Source organism: Deferribacter thermophilus (assembly GCF_049472675.1).
Classification (GTDB): Bacteria; Chrysiogenota; Deferribacteres; order Deferribacterales; family Deferribacteraceae; genus Deferribacter; species Deferribacter thermophilus.
Window position 1 is genome coordinate 171,333 of sequence record NZ_JAPNXM010000003.1, and the last position, 16,471, is coordinate 187,803.

At 32.5% G+C, this 16,471-nt stretch carries 14 protein-coding genes; 1 reads left to right on the top strand and 13 read right to left on the bottom strand.

Annotated elements, in window-relative coordinates; translation table 11 throughout:
* Positions 1-122: 122 nt before the first annotated feature.
* The 3 genes from hypD to OWM07_RS04365 are packed head-to-tail and all read right to left on the bottom strand — an operon-like array spanning position 123 to position 4,112.
* Complete coding sequence (hypD, locus tag OWM07_RS04355; RefSeq protein ID WP_423302447.1) at positions 123-2,543, bottom strand: trans-4-hydroxy-L-proline dehydratase; 2,421 nt, start codon at positions 2,541-2,543, stop codon at positions 123-125.
* A 1-nt stretch (position 2,544) separates the two neighbouring features.
* Positions 2,545-3,441 (bottom strand): glycyl-radical enzyme activating protein, encoded by an 897-nt coding sequence (locus OWM07_RS04360; RefSeq protein WP_423302448.1) that lies wholly within the window; start codon positions 3,439-3,441, stop codon positions 2,545-2,547.
* Positions 3,438-4,112: a GntR family transcriptional regulator gene (locus tag OWM07_RS04365; RefSeq protein WP_423302449.1), complete on the bottom strand. Its 675-nt coding sequence runs from the start codon at positions 4,110-4,112 to the stop codon at positions 3,438-3,440. Before OWM07_RS04365 ends, OWM07_RS04360 begins: the two co-directional genes overlap by 4 nt.
* A 227-nt stretch (positions 4,113-4,339) precedes the next feature.
* Between OWM07_RS04365 and OWM07_RS04370 the strand changes: the two genes are divergently transcribed.
* Positions 4,340-5,137, top strand: coding sequence for an IclR family transcriptional regulator (locus OWM07_RS04370; protein ID WP_423302450.1), 798 nt, complete (start codon positions 4,340-4,342; stop codon positions 5,135-5,137).
* A 21-nt stretch (positions 5,138-5,158) separates the two neighbouring features.
* Here the strand turns inward: OWM07_RS04370 and folE2 are convergent, their stop codons facing one another.
* From folE2 to hrcA, 10 genes are all read right to left on the bottom strand, one after another.
* Positions 5,159-5,935 carry a GTP cyclohydrolase FolE2 gene (folE2, locus tag OWM07_RS04375; RefSeq protein WP_423302451.1) on the bottom strand — a complete coding sequence of 259 codons (777 nt, stop codon included), beginning with the start codon at positions 5,933-5,935 and terminating at the stop codon, positions 5,159-5,161.
* Positions 5,932-6,651, bottom strand: coding sequence for a tetratricopeptide repeat protein (locus tag OWM07_RS04380; protein WP_423302452.1), 720 nt, complete (start codon positions 6,649-6,651; stop codon positions 5,932-5,934). Before OWM07_RS04380 ends, folE2 begins: the two co-directional genes overlap by 4 nt.
* 71 nt (positions 6,652-6,722) lie before the next feature.
* On the bottom strand, positions 6,723-7,508 hold the full coding sequence (locus tag OWM07_RS04385) for a hypothetical protein (RefSeq protein ID WP_423302453.1): 786 nt from the start codon (positions 7,506-7,508) through the stop codon (positions 6,723-6,725).
* A gap of 28 nt (positions 7,509-7,536) precedes the next feature.
* Complete coding sequence (gene argH / locus OWM07_RS04390) at positions 7,537-8,919, bottom strand: argininosuccinate lyase (RefSeq protein WP_423302454.1); 1,383 nt, start codon at positions 8,917-8,919, stop codon at positions 7,537-7,539.
* A gap of 1 nt (position 8,920) precedes the next feature.
* Positions 8,921-10,240 (bottom strand): sigma-54-dependent transcriptional regulator, encoded by a 1,320-nt coding sequence (locus OWM07_RS04395; protein ID WP_423302455.1) that lies wholly within the window; start codon positions 10,238-10,240, stop codon positions 8,921-8,923.
* Entirely contained in the window at positions 10,230-11,489 is a 1,260-nt protein-coding gene (locus OWM07_RS04400) for a sensor histidine kinase (protein WP_423302456.1), read from the bottom strand. The genes OWM07_RS04395 and OWM07_RS04400 overlap by 11 nt, the downstream gene beginning before the upstream one ends.
* Positions 11,486-12,589: a molecular chaperone DnaJ gene (gene dnaJ, locus OWM07_RS04405; protein WP_423302457.1), complete on the bottom strand. Its 1,104-nt coding sequence runs from the start codon at positions 12,587-12,589 to the stop codon at positions 11,486-11,488. Before dnaJ ends, OWM07_RS04400 begins: the two co-directional genes overlap by 4 nt.
* Positions 12,590-12,806: 217 nt before the next feature.
* A complete protein-coding gene (gene dnaK, locus OWM07_RS04410; protein ID WP_423302458.1) occupies positions 12,807-14,759 on the bottom strand; it encodes a molecular chaperone DnaK in 1,953 nt (650 codons plus the stop codon).
* Positions 14,752-15,423: a nucleotide exchange factor GrpE gene (grpE, locus tag OWM07_RS04415; protein ID WP_423302459.1), complete on the bottom strand. Its 672-nt coding sequence runs from the start codon at positions 15,421-15,423 to the stop codon at positions 14,752-14,754. The genes dnaK and grpE overlap by 8 nt, the downstream gene beginning before the upstream one ends.
* Positions 15,416-16,459 carry a heat-inducible transcriptional repressor HrcA gene (gene hrcA / locus OWM07_RS04420; RefSeq protein ID WP_423302460.1) on the bottom strand — a complete coding sequence of 348 codons (1,044 nt, stop codon included), beginning with the start codon at positions 16,457-16,459 and terminating at the stop codon, positions 15,416-15,418. Before hrcA ends, grpE begins: the two co-directional genes overlap by 8 nt.
* Positions 16,460-16,471 lie beyond the last annotated feature (12 nt).

Sequence of the window (16,471 nt, forward strand, 5' to 3'; positions counted from 1 at the left end):
TGCAAAGCTACAAAAATTGCTGAAGCAATCTCATGTTTATATTTATTATCAACATGTCAATCTATAGCATAACATAAAAAAAGCCCCATTATGGGCTTTAAAGTCTTACTGTTTTTTTGATTTTACATAGATTCGTGCTCTGTTCTTCTGATTATTTCATCCTGCAACTTATCATTTAAATCACAAAAATAGTCGCTATAACCTGCAACCCTTACGATTAAGTCCCTATACTGCTCAGGATGTTTTTTAGCCTCTTTTAATACATCTGCACTAATTACATTAAACTGAATATGATGTCCATCCATAGCAAAGTAAGACCTAATTAGTGAACAAACAGCATCAATCCCCTTTTCTGTTTCCAAAAATGATGGAGAAAACTTCATATTAAGCAAAGTTCCACCTGTTTTAATATGATCCATTTTTGCAGCTGATTTTATAACAGCTGTTGGCCCATTTCTATCACACCCCTGCACAGGTGATATCCCCTCAGAAAGAGGCTCATGCGCAAACCTACCATCTGGGGTTGCACCACACACTTCACCAAAATATACATGACAGGTAGTAGGCAACATATTAATCCTAAACTTTCCTCCAGGTTTTGTCGTAGGTCTGTCATCAATCAAGGAGAAAAATGTTTCAAATATTTGTCTCATTATACTGTCAGCATAATCATCATCATTGCCATATTTTGGTGTCTTGTTCCATAAAAATAGCCTTTCCTTTTCATACCCTTTAAAATTTGCTTTCAACATCATCAACAACTCATCAATCGTAAACCTTTTTGTATCAAAAACATGGTATTTTATAGCTGATAATGAATCAGTAATTGTCCCAATACCTACACCTTGGACATAAAGGGAGTTGTATCTTGCTCCACCTGCGTTGTAATCCACCCCTTTTTCGATACAATCATCAATAAGAATTGATAAAAATGGAGAAGGCATATATTTTGCATAAATCCTCTCAATAATCCTGTTCCCTTTAAGCTTTATATTTACAAAATATTCAAGTTGCTTTTTAAAAGCATTCATTAACTCATCAAAGGTTTTAAACTCTCTTGGATCACCTGTTTCAACCCCTATTTTTTCTCCAGTCAAAGGGTCAATCCCATTATTGAGTGCAACCTCAAGAACTTTCACCAGATTAAAATAACCTGTCAATGCGTAATTCTCTTTTCCAAATGCTCCAGCTTCTACGCACCCACTTGTCCCACCATTTCTTGCATCAATGATTGATTTCCCTTGCCTTAATAATTCTTGAATTACTGCATCGGTGTTAAATATTGAAGGCTGTCCAAAACCTGTTTTAATAATCTGCAAAGCTCTTTTGATAAATCTATCAGGGCTCTTTTTACTTACCTGAATACTTGTGCTTGGCTGCAATAATCTCATCTCTTCTATCACATCAAGAATTAGAAAAGTCAGCTCATTTACAGCACTACTACCATCCTCATTTACTCCACCAAGATTGATTTGAGCAAAATCTGTATAAGTGGCACTCTCCTTTGCTGTTACCCCCACTTTTGGAGGTGCTGGCTGATTATTAAACTTTATCCAGAAACATTCTAAAAGTTCCCTTGCTCTTTCTTTAGTTAAGAGCCCTTCCTCAATATCTTTTTTATAAAATGGGTAAAGATTTCTATCTAATTTACCAGGGTTAAATGCATCCCAAGTATTTAACTCACTAATTACCCCCACATGAACAAACCAATAATATTGCAAAGCCTCATGAAAGGTATCTGGCTTATTTTCAGGAACTTTATCACAAATTCTTGAAAGCTCTAATAGCTCTGCTCTTTTTTCTTCATCCTCTTCTTTCTCAGCCATTTTTCTTAGTAACTTGGAATATCTTTTAGCATAAATAATTAGCCCTTCTGCTGCATGCCTCATACCAATTAGCTGTTCTTTTTTATCAAAAGCAAAGGGATCATTTTCAAAATCAAGATTTGCAATTGATTCATCAATTTTTTTAATAAAGTCTTTCATCCCGTATTTATAAATTTTATCATCTAAAACTGTATGACCAGGGGCTCTTTGCTCCATAAACTCTGTGAAAATCCCTGCTTTGTATGCCTTTAGCCATTCTTCATCCATTTCAGCATAAATCTTATCCCTAATCGTTTTACCTTTCCAAAAAGGGATAATCTCTTTTTCGTATAATTCAAATACTTCTTCACTTACTTTGTATGGCACTTTTTCTCTATCATTTAGCATTTTCAAATCTTCTAAAGAATGGCAGCAAACTTCTGGATAGGTAGGTACAGCTTTTGGAGCTTCACCCCTTTCTCCAACAATCAGCTCATCTTTATCAAAATATAAAGATTTTTTCTCCATCAAATACTTAAAAGCTTTCCCTCTAACAACCGGTATAGACATCTCTTTATTGTTCTTATAAAATTCTGTAATGATTTTTGCTCTTTCACCACTGATGCGTTCTTCTGTTTCAAGGCTCTTTCTCCTAAGTCTCCTTACCCTTTCTGTTGAGCCTCTTTCAAGATACTCTTTCCCTGTTGGAAAATTTAAAACACAACTTTTTGTTGCCATATTATCCTCCTATCAAAACGGAAAACCCTTTTTTTTCAAAAAATTCTTTAAAATAATTTACTTTATTTTTATCTATCTCTGGGATATCCCCCACCAAAACATCCATCCCTAACCTTAAATACTTATCAATCATAATATTGTGATAAGGTAGCAAATCCACACCCTTTACTGATTTTAGATCTTTTATAAAATCATAGATCTTATCTATCTCCTCTACATCATCATTTACACCAGGGATTAAAGGGATTCTAACCCTTATATCATTAGCTATTTCATCAAGCTTTCTCAAATTTTCTAAAATCAAACGATTTGAAACCCCTGTATATTTCTTATGTTTATCATCATCCATCATTTTTATATCATAAAGATATGTATCAATATACTGATTGCATGCCTCAATATTTGCAAAATCGGTATATCCACTGGTATCAACAGATGTATTCAACCTTTTTTCTTTTGATAATTTCAATAGTTCTCTCAAAAATTCTGGCTGTGCAAAAGGCTCTCCACCAGAAAAGGTTACACCACCTTTGGAGCTATCAAAAAAGAGTTCATCTTTGCAGACTGATTCTATAACTTCCTCAGCAGCAATGTAATAACCAATAATTTCAAGGGCATCTGCAGGGCATTCATCTACACAAATTCCACAAAGCGTGCAATTATCATGAAGCTCTAAAGTATCAGCTATTTTTATAGCTTTTTCAGGGCAAACAGTTTCACAGGTAAAACACCTAATACATCTTGACTGAAAAAAAGACATCTGCGGTGTCATCTTTTGACTCTCAGGATTATGACACCACATACAGCGCAAAGGGCACCCTTTTAAGAAAACTGTAACCCTTATACCATCGCCATCATTTACTGCGTATCTTTTTATATCAAAAACTACACCCTTCATACCTTACCTTTAAAATAGTATTGAATGATATAATTTTTCTGAACTTCAAAGCTCCAATGAACATCTCTGATATAATCAGCCGCTAAAAGATACTCCCTCTTTTTAAGCAGTTCTATTAATCTGTCATGCTCAAGCAATGAGTTGTACTCCCAGTCAGGCACATACCCCTTTTCCCTTGGAAAATCGTATAATCTTTGCTTGCATACATCCAATGTTCTCAAGAGCTGGCTGTTATTACTTAGCCTAAGATATACATTGTGAAATTTTACATTGTTTTCATAATAAAGATCAAAGTTGTCATTATCTAAAGCTTTTCTCATCTCGAGATTAAGTTCTTTCATCTCAGCTATATCATCATCACTCAATTTATTAGCTACAGATATCAAAGCTGAGCTTTCTAACCCTCCAATCATTTCATAAAGATTTTTTATATCATCAAGAGTAAGCTCATTAACAACGATCCCTCTTCTCGGTAATATTTTTACGAACCCATCAATTTCTAATTGCAACAAAGCATCACGCAAAGGGGTTTTACTAACACCAAGCTGAGCCGATAGCTTGTTTATATCTATAAAATCCCCTTTTTTTAACCTGCCAGCATTAATTTCTTCTTTTAAATAATCATAAACCTGCTCTCTCAAGGATTTAGTATTCAACACATTCAAACTCATATCCATCTCCCACACTTCCTGATATCTGATATATCAGATATTAGTTTAAATGTCAACTTTTTCTTTCTTTATATATTGACATGCCTAAATTTTTGTGTTTTAAAATAAAACAAATAATTGCAATATTTATTAACAAAGTTTTATTCCTGTGCTATTGACAAAAAATAAAACTGAGTTATAATTGTTTTATAGTAAGTTATAAAGTAAACAGTTTTTTAGCGAGGTGAATGGTGCGTAGAGACAAGTCAGAATACGCTGTCCAAGCAGTTAACAACGCATTAGATATTTTAGAATTACTTGGCAAAAGCGATCAAGAACTTAGTATTAGTGAAATAGGTGCCAAGTTGGGCCTTACCCGTAGCAATGTAAATAAATTGTTGGCTACCTTAGAAAGTTTCGGTTATGTAGAATATAATAAGAGAACCGGTAACTTCAGGATGGATGTAAAAACTTTCCAAATATCTCAAGCATATCTTAATAAACTCAACCTAATTGAAGCATCCAAACAAATCCTTACAGAGATTAAAAAAGAAGTAAATGAGACAGTACATATTAGCGTTCTTAGAAAAGGTAATATAGTCTATCTCAATGCAGTGGAAACTGACCACTCAGTAAGAGTCGTTCCAAGAATTGGCAATATTGGCCCAGCCTATGCAACAGCTACAGGTAAAGCACAATTAGCATTTATTAAATTGGATAAAATAAAAGAGTATTATTCTGAAAAGTTAGTAAAAATGACTGACAATACAATAGATAATATGGAAGATTTACTAAAAGAGTTAGATTTGGTTAGACAAAGAGGTTATGCCACAGATTTTGAAGAGTTTGAATTAGGGGTTAGATGTGTTGGAGCGCCTGTTTTTAATTTTATGGGAAATGTCATAGCTGGATTAAGTATCTCTGCTCCAGTTGAAAGGATGAGTGAAGAGCGTATTGAAAAAGAGATTATCCCTGCAGTTTTAAAGGGAGCCTATAAATTATCCATTAAATATGGATACAAAAAAGAAGCCCAAAAAGGTTTCTAAGGGGTAAGTTACCCCTTTCTTCTATTTCTCAATACAAATTGATGCAAAAGCAGAATGGTTATGAATACTTTCGTAGTTTTCGCTGGACACTTCAAACCAGGTTATCCTTTCATCTTTTAATAGTAACTCTGCTGCATTTCTTACAATATCTTCTACAAAAACAGGATTTTCGTAGGATTTCTCCGTAATAAATTTTTCATCTTCTCTTTTCAAGAGAGAATAAATTGGAGAACTACCTGATTTTTCTGCTATTTCAATCAAATCTTCAATCCAGACCATTTTATTATATCTTACAGAAATTGTCACATAACTTCTCTGATTATGCGCACCATAATCACTAATCTCCTTTGAACAAGGACAAACACTAATCACAGGGACAGTAACTGTTAAAACAAAATCTTTTTTATTATCAGAAACTGTTCCACTAAATTTGCATTCATAATCTATTAGAGATGGGAGCTTTGAAACAGGTGCCTCTTTTTCTAAAAAATATGTAAATTGCATATCAAAATGAGCTTCTTCTGAATCAAGTTTTACTCTCATCTCTTCCAAAATCTCTTTAAAAGAGGAAATACTTATATTTTCACGATATTTATTTAATATCTCCACGAATCTGGACATGTGAGTCCCTTTGAAATTGTGAGGCAGTTTTACAAACATATTTATAGTAGCAACTGTATGCTGATTACCTTTTCTTTTATCCTTTAAAATAATAGGGTACTTAATCCCTTTAATGCCAACCTTATCAATTGTCAGATTTCTATCATCTTGTAGACTTTGGATATCTTTTAGACTCATCTTCTTCTGATTTTCTGCCTTGCAAGCATCATGTGATATGGTTTGATACCTTGAGGCATCTTTTCTATATTAAGCTGCATCCAAAGAGCACCATAATTTTTCATTTTTAGCTTTTTACCATTTTTTAATGCTTCGAGATTAGCCTCTAATTTTTCATCAAGAGGGGCTTTCTTGCTACCTTTTACTAATACTTCTAAAGCTTTATCTTTCTCTCCCATCTCAACTAAAAAATAAGCATACAAACTGTATAAAAAACCTTCCTTAGGTGAATTTTTGATCGCTTTTTCAAGAATAGATTTCACCTTATCGTAATTTTTCTCTTTAAAATATAGAGTAGCCTGCATTGCCATACCCATCCAGTTTTTAGAAAAGCCTTTGTCTAAGTATCCCTTTGCTTCATCAAATTTCCTCTGCATATACAATATTATACCTATTTGAGAGTTTATTTGCTCTTTCACAAAAAACTGCCATTTAGAATACTTGTAAGCATCTTTTAGTCTATTAATTGCTTTCTCAAATCTATTGTTTTTCAAATCACTTTCAACATCTTTAAATACTGTTGTAAGTTTTTTCAAAATCGACTTACCTATTAAATAATTTAACAAAATTAATACTACACCCATTACCAACACAGACCCAACAATACTGTAAGTTGTATAATAAACTAATAAAGCAGCTAAAAGTGATGTAGATATCGATATTAAAATTGTATACATATAACGCCTCTCCAACAGTTGATTTTAAAACGCTGAAATTATATACACATATTATTTTTTTTCAATGGAAATTACTTACAAGTAGAAACATACACCCCATTGGAATCCACAATCCCATTTGTTGCAAATATTATATAATCACCACAGCCTTCAGACATAAAAAACTTTTCATGCGTAATATTAACTTTATTAGAGCTTTTATCTAAAACTTTAAAAATATTTGCTTTAGACTCCCAAGTTATAATATAATTAACCCCATTTTTAATAACTTTAACATTGTAAACATCAACCAATCTTTCAAAATATCTTTTATCAACTTCAACCTTTAAAATATCGCCTCTAATATTTTCTTTACTTATAGGCTGCAAATATAATGTAAAAGGTTTTTCTATTCTGATAATAATTTCATCCTTTTTTGTGATATTATTCAGACTGTTTTTATCAAATCCATAAACAACAAATCTTGTATCCTTATCTTTCTCAATAAAAATAGTTACACCATTATTAACTTTTTTTATATTTTTTACTCTCACAACAGGCTTTCTCACAAAATATTTCGTAATATACAAAGAATCAGAATAAATCTTATACTCTGGATGCTTATACATCATTTTATATGAAACCTTCTCACCAATCTTTAGATCGCTATCAAAAAAACTTTTACCAGGAGCAATAATAGTTAAAAACTTATACTCAACACACCTTTCATCAGTGCTTTTATAAACATATAAGAGATAATCTTTGGAATTATTATTGATTAAAAGACCGTTTTTTTGGACAACTATCTGATCTTCTTTAGGTATTGGTATAGAAAACATACTTTTAGGAACTGGATCTGTTTTCTTCCCACAAGCCACAAAGATAAAAATAAAAATTATAAAAAAATTACAAATTGTTGAGATATTTTTTAGCATTTTCAATCTGAACCTTTACCGATTCTATACCTGTACCACCATAACTGTTTTTATTTTTTGCAGCATTTTCCACATTTATAAAATCATACACATCATTTTCTATCTTATCACAAAATCCCTTCAACTCTTCTATAGTCAATTCATCAAGCTTCTTATTTTTTTCTATAGCATATTTCACAGTTTGCCCCACAATAAAATGAGCATCTCTAAAGGGGATACCTTTTCTAACTAGGTAATCTGCAAGCTCTGTAGCAGTGGAATAACCTTTAGAAGCAGCTTTCAACATATTTTCCTTATTTAATTTCATCTTATTAATCATAGGTGACATTATTTTTAAACTTCCGATCAAATCATCAATTGCTCTAAAGACAGGTTGTTTATCTTCTTGCATATCCTTATTGTAAGCCAAGGGTAATGCTTTCATAGTAGTAAAAAGTGATATCATGCTACCATAAATATTTCCCGTTTTCCCTCTTATCAGCTCAGCCACATCTGGGTTTTTCTTCTGTGGCATTATACTACTGCCAGTACAATAATCATCTGACAATTCAATAAAATTGAATTCGCTAGTCATATAAATAATCAACTCCTCACTAATTCTACTTAAATGCATCTGACATATTGAAGCTGCAGATAAAATCTCAAGAGCAAAATCCCTATCACTAACAGAGTCAAGACTATTTTCGGTAGGTTTTTTAAAGCCTAATAGCTCTGTAGTAAAAAATCTATCAATCGGAAAAGTTGTCCCTGCAAGAGCACATGAGCCAAGGGGGTTTTCATCAAGCCTTCTATATGCATCAGAAAAGCGTTCATAATCCCTTTTAAACATTTGAAAATATGCCATCATATAATGTCCAAACAAAATCGGTTGGGCTGTCTGCAAATGTGTAAAACCTGGCATTACAACATCCATATTCTCTTCAGCCTTTTTTAAGATTGTCTCCATTAGCTCTTTCAAATACTTTCTTATTTCATCCACCATATCTTTCATATACATCCTAAAATCTACAGCCACCTGATCATTTCTACTTCTTGCAGTATGGAGTTTACCACCAACATCACCTACAATCTCTTTTAACCTACTTTCAATTGCCATATGAATATCTTCTTGCTCTGTTTTAAATTCAAATTTACCTTCCTCTATCTCATCAAGTATCTGTAACAAGCCACTTTTTATAATCTCTGCCTCATTAGGATGAATTATCCCCTGCTTTGCAAGCATCTCAACATGAGCTAAACTCCCCTTAATATCGTATCTGTACAATCTCTTATCAAAATGGATCGAAGCATTAAATTCATCTACAAATTTATCTGTTGGTAACTCAAACCTACCACCCCAAAGTTTTTTACTCACTTTACACCTCTATATTGTATTCTTTTAATTTATTATGCAGTGTTTTCCTCGATATACCAAGTATTTTTGCAGCTTTAGTTTTATTACCCCCAGTCTCCTTTAAAGCCTTTTTAATAGCCTCTATTTCATGCTCTCTCATATTTTTTACAGTATCCGAAACCTGAACACTAGAATTTTTTAAAGGGGGTAGCAACTCTGCAGTCAATATTTCCCCTCTTGCTAAAATAATGCTTCTCTCCACAATATTTTCAAGCTCCCTAATATTTCCAGGGAAATCATACATCATTAATTTATCTAAAAAACCTTTATCATAATTTTTAACTATTTTTTGAAACTTCTGACTATATTTTTTAATAAAATAATCTAATAACAAAGGGATTTCGTCTTTCCTTTCCCTTAAAGGTGGTAGTTTTATTGGGAAAACATTTAATCTATAATAAAGATCTTCTCTAAATTCACCATCAGATACCATTTTTTCAAGATCTCTGTTAGTGGCAGCTATTATTCTTACATCTGTTTTAATTGTCTTAGTTCCACCAACCCTTTCAAAAGTTCCCTCTTGAAGAACTCTCAAAAGTTTTGCTTGGGTAACCAATGGCAATTCACCCACTTCATCTAAGAATAGTGTACCACCATTTGCTAACTCAAATTTGCCCAACTTACTTTTATCAGCACCAGTAAAAGCCCCCTTTTCATGACCAAATAACTCACTCTCTATCAAATTTTCATTCAGGGCAGCACAATTTACTGCTAAAAACGGTTTATCTTTCCTTGGAGAATTTTGATGTATTGACCTTGCAACAAGCTCTTTTCCTGTACCAGACTCACCCATAATTAATACCGTTGCATCCGTAGGAGCAACAAGCTTTAATACCTCGATTATCTTTCCCAATCCATCTTTTGAATAAACACCATCGTATATATAATCATCTAAATAACTTTCATTTTTATCTACTTTTTTATTCAATAAATTTTTAATTTGGGATTTCAACTGCTCGATATCTACTGGCTTTGTAATATAATCCAAAGCGCCCAGTTTCATTGACTCTACTGCAGTCCTAACATTATTAAATGCAGAAATAACAATAACTGGTATATCCACACTTTTTTTTCTTAAATGAGCTAAAAATGTCAGGCCATCCATAACATCCATTTTTATATCTAACAAAATCAGATCAACATTTTCTTCATCTAATATATTCAAAGCCTCTAAGCCGTTTTTAGCCTCAAATATATAATAATCCTTTTCAAGATGAAGCCTTATCATAAATCTGTGATTTTCTTCATCATCAACTATTAGTACTCTTTTTTTATCTTCCATCTCTAAAATCCAACACTATTGTAAAAGGGTCAGTTTTTTCTAAATATACTTTATACCCATGAAACTCCATAATTTTTTTTACTATAGGAAGTCCCAACCCACTCCCTTTTGATTTTGTCGTATAAAATGGCTCAAAGATTTTATTTGGATCAACCTTTTCATAAGTATTATTAACTATTTTAATCTTCCTACCTTCAAATATAACTCTTACAACATCATTAGGTTTTGAAGCATCAATTGCGTTTAATAAAAGGTTCATAAAAATCTGCACCATTCTATCTTTATCAACTTTTGCAATAAAGCTTTTTCCATCAACATCTACTCTTACTTTATTATTTTCGATATCATACTTCAACATCGCTATTACATTTTTGATTACTTCCAATAAATCAACTTCTTCTAAATTAAGCTGCAATTCTCTACCATAAGTTAAAAAATCATTTACCATATCATTCAATCTTTTTAGCTCATTTTTAATCCGCTGCAAAATATCCTTTTTATAGTCTACATCCTCATTGTCTAATAAATATTCCATTAATCCAGAAATAGAACTTAAAGGGTTTTTAATTTCATGGGCTAACAAATTAGAAAATTTACCCATTTCAGCATTTTTTTCAATTTTGCTCATTTTATCTAACAACTCAGCATATAATTTAAAATATCTATATGCATACATCAAAATCAAAATCATAAAAATATAGAGAATAATCATTTGGAACAAATCTGAAAACATCTTCTTTTTGAAATCATTATAAGAACTTTTATTTAAGAAAAGCGCCAAATAATACACATGCTCTCGAGGAGGAGGCCTAAAACCTCTCATCATGTGCATCATCCCCATCATCCCCATACCAAAACTTCTTTCCATTTGATAATAAATTATAAAATTTTTATCGTTCTCTAAAATTTGAATAGAATTTGGGAATAATTTTTCAAAATCTACTGCACCATTTTTACCACTAAACAAAATATCCCCTTTTTCATTATAGATCACAAGGTTATCGATGGATTTGTTTGATGCAAACTCTTTTATAAACTCTTCATATCTTTTTCTACCAAATTCATTATTAAAAAATAAAAACCTATTACTTACTTCAAAAGAACTAACAATAAATTTACCAAGCTCTATTATGTTTGATTTTATAGAATTGAGAGTGTTTAAAGATGAATAAATATGTAGACTAAAAATCAATATACTTAAAAAAATACCAGCAGCAATTAAAAATCTAAATTTTTTAATATAATTCATATCTTAAAAAAGTTTTTAAACTTTTCCCATAAATTTTTATCATCTTTCAAATAACTATTTTTTGATACCCTTTTAAACTCCGTTATCAGCTTTTTCTCCTCTTTTGTCAATTTCTTTGGCAAAACTACCTTTAAATTTACAATCATATTACCAACACCATACCCTTTAACTTCAGGGATACCATACCCTTTTAAAACAATTGTATCATTAGGCTGTGTACCAGGTTTTATTTCTAACTCCTTTTCCCCTTTCAAAGTCGGGATAGTGATTTTTGTACCTAATATTGCATCAGTAAATGGGATGGGCACATCTAAATAAATATCGTTCCCTTTTCTTTTAAAATATTTATGAGGTTTTACATGAATATTCACAAAAAGATCGCCACTTGGGCCACCATATCTACCAGAATTACCCTCGCCAGAAACCCTGAGAGTCATCCCATTATCCACCCCTGGAGGGATATTTACACTGATACTCTTTTTGTTATATTTCACACCTTTACCATTACACTCTTTACAAACCTCTTTAATAATTTTTCCCAAACCGTTGCACCGATGGCATGTGGTAGATACAGTAAAAAACCCTTGTCTCTGAACAAACTGACCTCTGCCATGACAAGTAGGACAGGTTACTTTACCTCCTGGCTCAGCACCTGAACCATCACATCGGCTACAAACATCTTCTTTGCTAATTTCAATTGTTTTGCTTACCCCAAATACTGCTTCTTCAAACTCTATCTCTATATCTATTTCTAAATCACTCCCCCTTGTAGGTCTCTCTCTTCTTCTCCCACTACGACTAAAACCAAAAAACCCTTCAAAAATATCATCAAAGAAATCATCAAAAATTGTAGAAGAGAAATCCCCTCCTGCAGATGAATCATCAAAAACTCTTCCGAATTGATCATATTGAGCTCTTTTTTGAGGGTCAATAAGCACCTGATAAGCTTCTGTAATCTCTCTAAATTTTTCTTCAGCCTCTTTATCTCCAGGATTTCTATCAGGGTGATACTTTAGCGCAAGTTTTCTGTAAGCTTTTTTTATCTCTATCTCTGTAGCATTTCTATGCACACCTAACAACTCATAATAATCTTTAGCCAACCCCAAACCTCCTGTTTTAAAAAAATTGCTTATATCTAACAAATACTCACAAAAAACAGCCCAAACTCATCACTAAAAAGCTAAGCAACCGTTTATATATTTATAAGAATTTATATTCTATCAACCTTAATACTCAATTAGATATATTTAGTAAAGCAATTTATAAAAAAAAGGGGTGCTAACACACCCCTTCTAGTATTTTATATTTTAAAATCGATTATTTATTATTGTCATCCTTTACTTCTTCGTAATCAGCATCTACAACATCCTCTTGTTTTGAGCTATCAGAGCCAGTATCAGCCTGATTTGATTGTGCACCAGCATCAGTCTGAGCTCCTTCAGCTCCACTTGCAGCTCCAGCTGTAGATTTATAAATTGCTTCAGCAAGTTTGTGAGAAACAGAAGTTAATTTATCAATAGCTGCTTTTATAGCATTTGCATCTTCTCCACTTTGAACTTTTTTCAATTCATCAAGAGCCTTTTCAATCTCCTCTTTAGTTGCAGCATCTACTTTATCTCCATGCTCTTTTAAAGATTTTTCAGTAGAATATATCAAAGTATCAGCCTGGTTTCTCAACTCTACAAGCTCTCTCTTCTTCTTATCCTCTTCAGCATGCATTTCAGCTTCTTTAATCATTCTTTCAATTTCTTCTTCAGTCAAACCACTACTTGGTGTAATTCTTATAGATTGTTCCTTACCTGTACCTAAATCTTTTGCTGATACACTCAAAATACCGTTTGCATCTATATCAAAAGTAACCTCAATCTGTGGCACACCCCTTGGAGCTGGTGGAATACCAACAAGCTCAAATCTACCAATAGATTTATTATCCTTTGCAAGCTCACGCTCACCCTGTAATACATGGATTGTAACAGATGTTTGATTATCAGCTGCTGTAGTAAAAATCTGACTTTTCTTAGTTGGTATCGTAGTGTTCCTTGGGATAATTTTTGTCATTACGCCACCAAGTGTTTCAATACCAAGAGAAAGTGGTGTCACATCAAGTAACAACACATCCTTAATATCCCCTTTCAATACTGCACCCTGAATAGCTGCACCGATAGCAACAACCTCATCAGGGTTAATACCTTTGTGTGGTTCTTTACCAAAGAACTCTTTTACCTTTTGCTGAACAAGTGGCATCCTTGTCATACCACCAACTAAAATAACCTCGTCTATATCAGAAGGGGTTAAACCTGCATCTTCTAAAGCTTTTTTACAAGGCTCTAAAGTCCTTTCAACCAAGTCCATTACTAATGATTCTAATTTTGCTCTACTAAGTTTCTTAATCAAATGTTTAGGACCTGAAGCATCAGCAGTGATAAATGGTAAGTTTATCTCTGTCTCTAAGGCAGTAGATAGCTCATGTTTTGCTTTTTCAGCAGCTTCTTTTAATCTCTGTAAAGCCATTTTATCTTGAGATAAATCGATCCCTGTTTCTTTCTTAAACTCCTCTATCAACCATTCAACAATCCTGTTATCAAAATCATCACCACCAAGGAAAGTATCACCGTTTGTAGATTTAACTTCGAATACACCATCCCCTATTTCAAGTATAGAGATATCAAATGTACCACCACCCAAGTCATAAACAGCTATCTTTTCATCTTTTTTCTTATCGAGACCATAAGCAAGTGCTGCAGCTGTTGGCTCATTTATTATTCTCAATACATTCAAACCTGCAATTTTACCAGCATCCTTAGTAGCCTGACGCTGAGCATCATTAAAGTAAGCTGGAACAGTAATTACAGCATCTGTAACTGGTTCACCCAAATAATCTTCTGCTGTCTTTTTAAGTTTTTGTAAAACCATAGCAGATATTTCAGGTGGAGAATATTTTTTACCTCTTACTTCTACCCATGCATCATTGTTGTTTGATGGAACAATTTTATAAGGTAAAATCTGTTGAGCTTTTTTTACTTGTGGGTCATCAATTTTTCTACCAATCAATCTTTTAACTGAAAAGATTGTATTCTCTGGGTTTGTTACAGCCTGTCTTTTTGCAAGTAAACCCACAAGTCTTTCACCGCTATCAGTAAAAGCAACTACTGATGGAGTGGTTGTCATCCCTTCAGCATTTATAATAACTTTAGGCTGACCACCCTCCATGATTGCGACTACAGAGTTAGTTGTACCTAGGTCAATACCTATTACTTTTCCTTTACTCATTTTCTTCCTCCTTTATATCATTATTTTTATTCTCTTTTTTATTAACTGAAACCTTTGAGGGTCTAATGACCCTATCATGCAAAATATACCCTTTTTGTAAAATTTGAGTTACCTGATTGTTTTCAAAATTATCCTTATTATCTAACATCAAAGCCTCATGATAATTAGGATCAAAGTTATCCCCCACATTTAATTCTATCTCTTTTAATCCAAATTTTGCCAAAGTATCTTTAAGTTGTTTCAAAGTTAACTCAACCCCCTGCTTAATTGATTCTACAGAAGCATCGGGATTTACATGCATTAAAGCCATTTCCAAATGATCTATTACTGGTAATAGGTTTTCCAATAAAACTTGGTTTGCATACTTTAATTTTTCTTCGGTTTCTTTCATCAACCTTTTTCTAAAATTATCTAATTCTGCGGATAATCTTAATATTTTATCATCTTTAGATTTTAACTCTTCTTTTAATTTAGAAATCTCATCTTCTAATTGCTTTATTTTCTCATCCTTTTCATCTTTATTACTATGCTCACTTGTATTGTTTTCTATATTGTTTTTGCTCTCTTCATCTGTTATATTTTTCTCCTCAACATTCTCTTCTTTATTTTTTATTTCATTTTTTTCTTCCGCCTCTTTATTAATCTTGACCTTTTTTTTACTCATCACTACCTCCTAATCTTTCTATAACCTCACTAATTAAGTTTGCAGTATAATCCACAATCGGAACAACTTTTGGATATTTCATCCTTTTTGGACCAATAATCCCAAGTGTCCCTAAAACCTTTCCAGACCTTTTATAAGGTTTTACAACCAAACCTACATCACTATTTGGTTCACCTATTTCAGAACCAATAAATATCTGAACACCATCCGACTCTAGACATTTATCAACAATTTTATAAATAAGAGTTTTTTCCTCAAAAGTTTTCAAAAAGTCCTTTAACTTACTCACATCTGAAAACTCAGGTAAATCCAAGATATTACTTGTCCCGTCATAATAAAAATCATCTTCAAGCCCTTCTAAATCAAACACTTTTGGAAGATAATTTTTTATAGATGTTACAAAATTATCAAACAATTGTTTTTCTCTTTCAATTTCCCTAAAAAGCTTTTCTCTAACCTCTACAAGCGACTCCCCTTCAAAATTTTCATTAATATAATTGCTTATTCTTTGTAAGACATTATCAGGGATATCAACATCTAAATGTAAAATTACATTTTGAACAATACCTGTTTTCGTAACTAATATTGCCAATACATCATATCTATTCAGTTTTAAAAATTCCAAATGTTTTAAAAATAATGAACCAGTCTTTGGAGATACTACAAAACCTACCGAATGAGTTAATTTGCTAAGCTGTCTTGTTACCTCTTTAAACAATAACTTAATGTTCTTTGTTTCCAGATCACCAGTAATTTTAATTATATCTGATTTAATATTATCTGATGATATGGTTACAAATTTATCAATATAATACCTATATCCAAGATCCGTAGGAACACGACCAGCAGATGTATGAGGTTGATAAATATAGCCTTTTTCCTCCAAATCACTCATTATATTTCTAATAGAAGCAGGGCTCAACTTCAATGGCCCAACTTTTGATACAAGCCTAGAGCCCACTGGTTCGCTACTATTTATATACTCATCAACAATAATTTTTAAAACTATCTCTTCTCTTTCATCCAGCCTATCCATAATCTTTCCTCG

What these genes read in the sequence shown, in the direction of transcription:
- hypD (WP_423302447.1), bottom strand. Translation starts at nt 2,543, where the DNA reads ATGGCAACAAAAAGTTGTGTTTTAAATTTTCCAACAGGGAAAGAGTAT.
- OWM07_RS04360 (WP_423302448.1), bottom strand. Translation starts at nt 3,441, where the DNA reads ATGAAGGGTGTAGTTTTTGATATAAAAAGATACGCAGTAAATGATGGC.
- OWM07_RS04365 (WP_423302449.1), bottom strand. Translation starts at nt 4,112, where the DNA reads ATGAGTTTGAATGTGTTGAATACTAAATCCTTGAGAGAGCAGGTTTAT.
- OWM07_RS04370 (WP_423302450.1), top strand. Translation starts at nt 4,340, where the DNA reads ATGGTGCGTAGAGACAAGTCAGAATACGCTGTCCAAGCAGTTAACAAC.
- folE2 (WP_423302451.1), bottom strand. Translation starts at nt 5,935, where the DNA reads ATGAGTCTAAAAGATATCCAAAGTCTACAAGATGATAGAAATCTGACA.
- OWM07_RS04380 (WP_423302452.1), bottom strand. Translation starts at nt 6,651, where the DNA reads ATGTATACAATTTTAATATCGATATCTACATCACTTTTAGCTGCTTTA.
- OWM07_RS04395 (WP_423302455.1), bottom strand. Translation starts at nt 10,240, where the DNA reads ATGGAAGATAAAAAAAGAGTACTAATAGTTGATGATGAAGAAAATCAC.
- OWM07_RS04400 (WP_423302456.1), bottom strand. Translation starts at nt 11,489, where the DNA reads ATGAATTATATTAAAAAATTTAGATTTTTAATTGCTGCTGGTATTTTT.
- dnaK (WP_423302458.1), bottom strand. Translation starts at nt 14,759, where the DNA reads ATGAGTAAAGGAAAAGTAATAGGTATTGACCTAGGTACAACTAACTCT.
- grpE (WP_423302459.1), bottom strand. Translation starts at nt 15,423, where the DNA reads ATGAGTAAAAAAAAGGTCAAGATTAATAAAGAGGCGGAAGAAAAAAAT.
- hrcA (WP_423302460.1), bottom strand. Translation starts at nt 16,459, where the DNA reads ATGGATAGGCTGGATGAAAGAGAAGAGATAGTTTTAAAAATTATTGTT.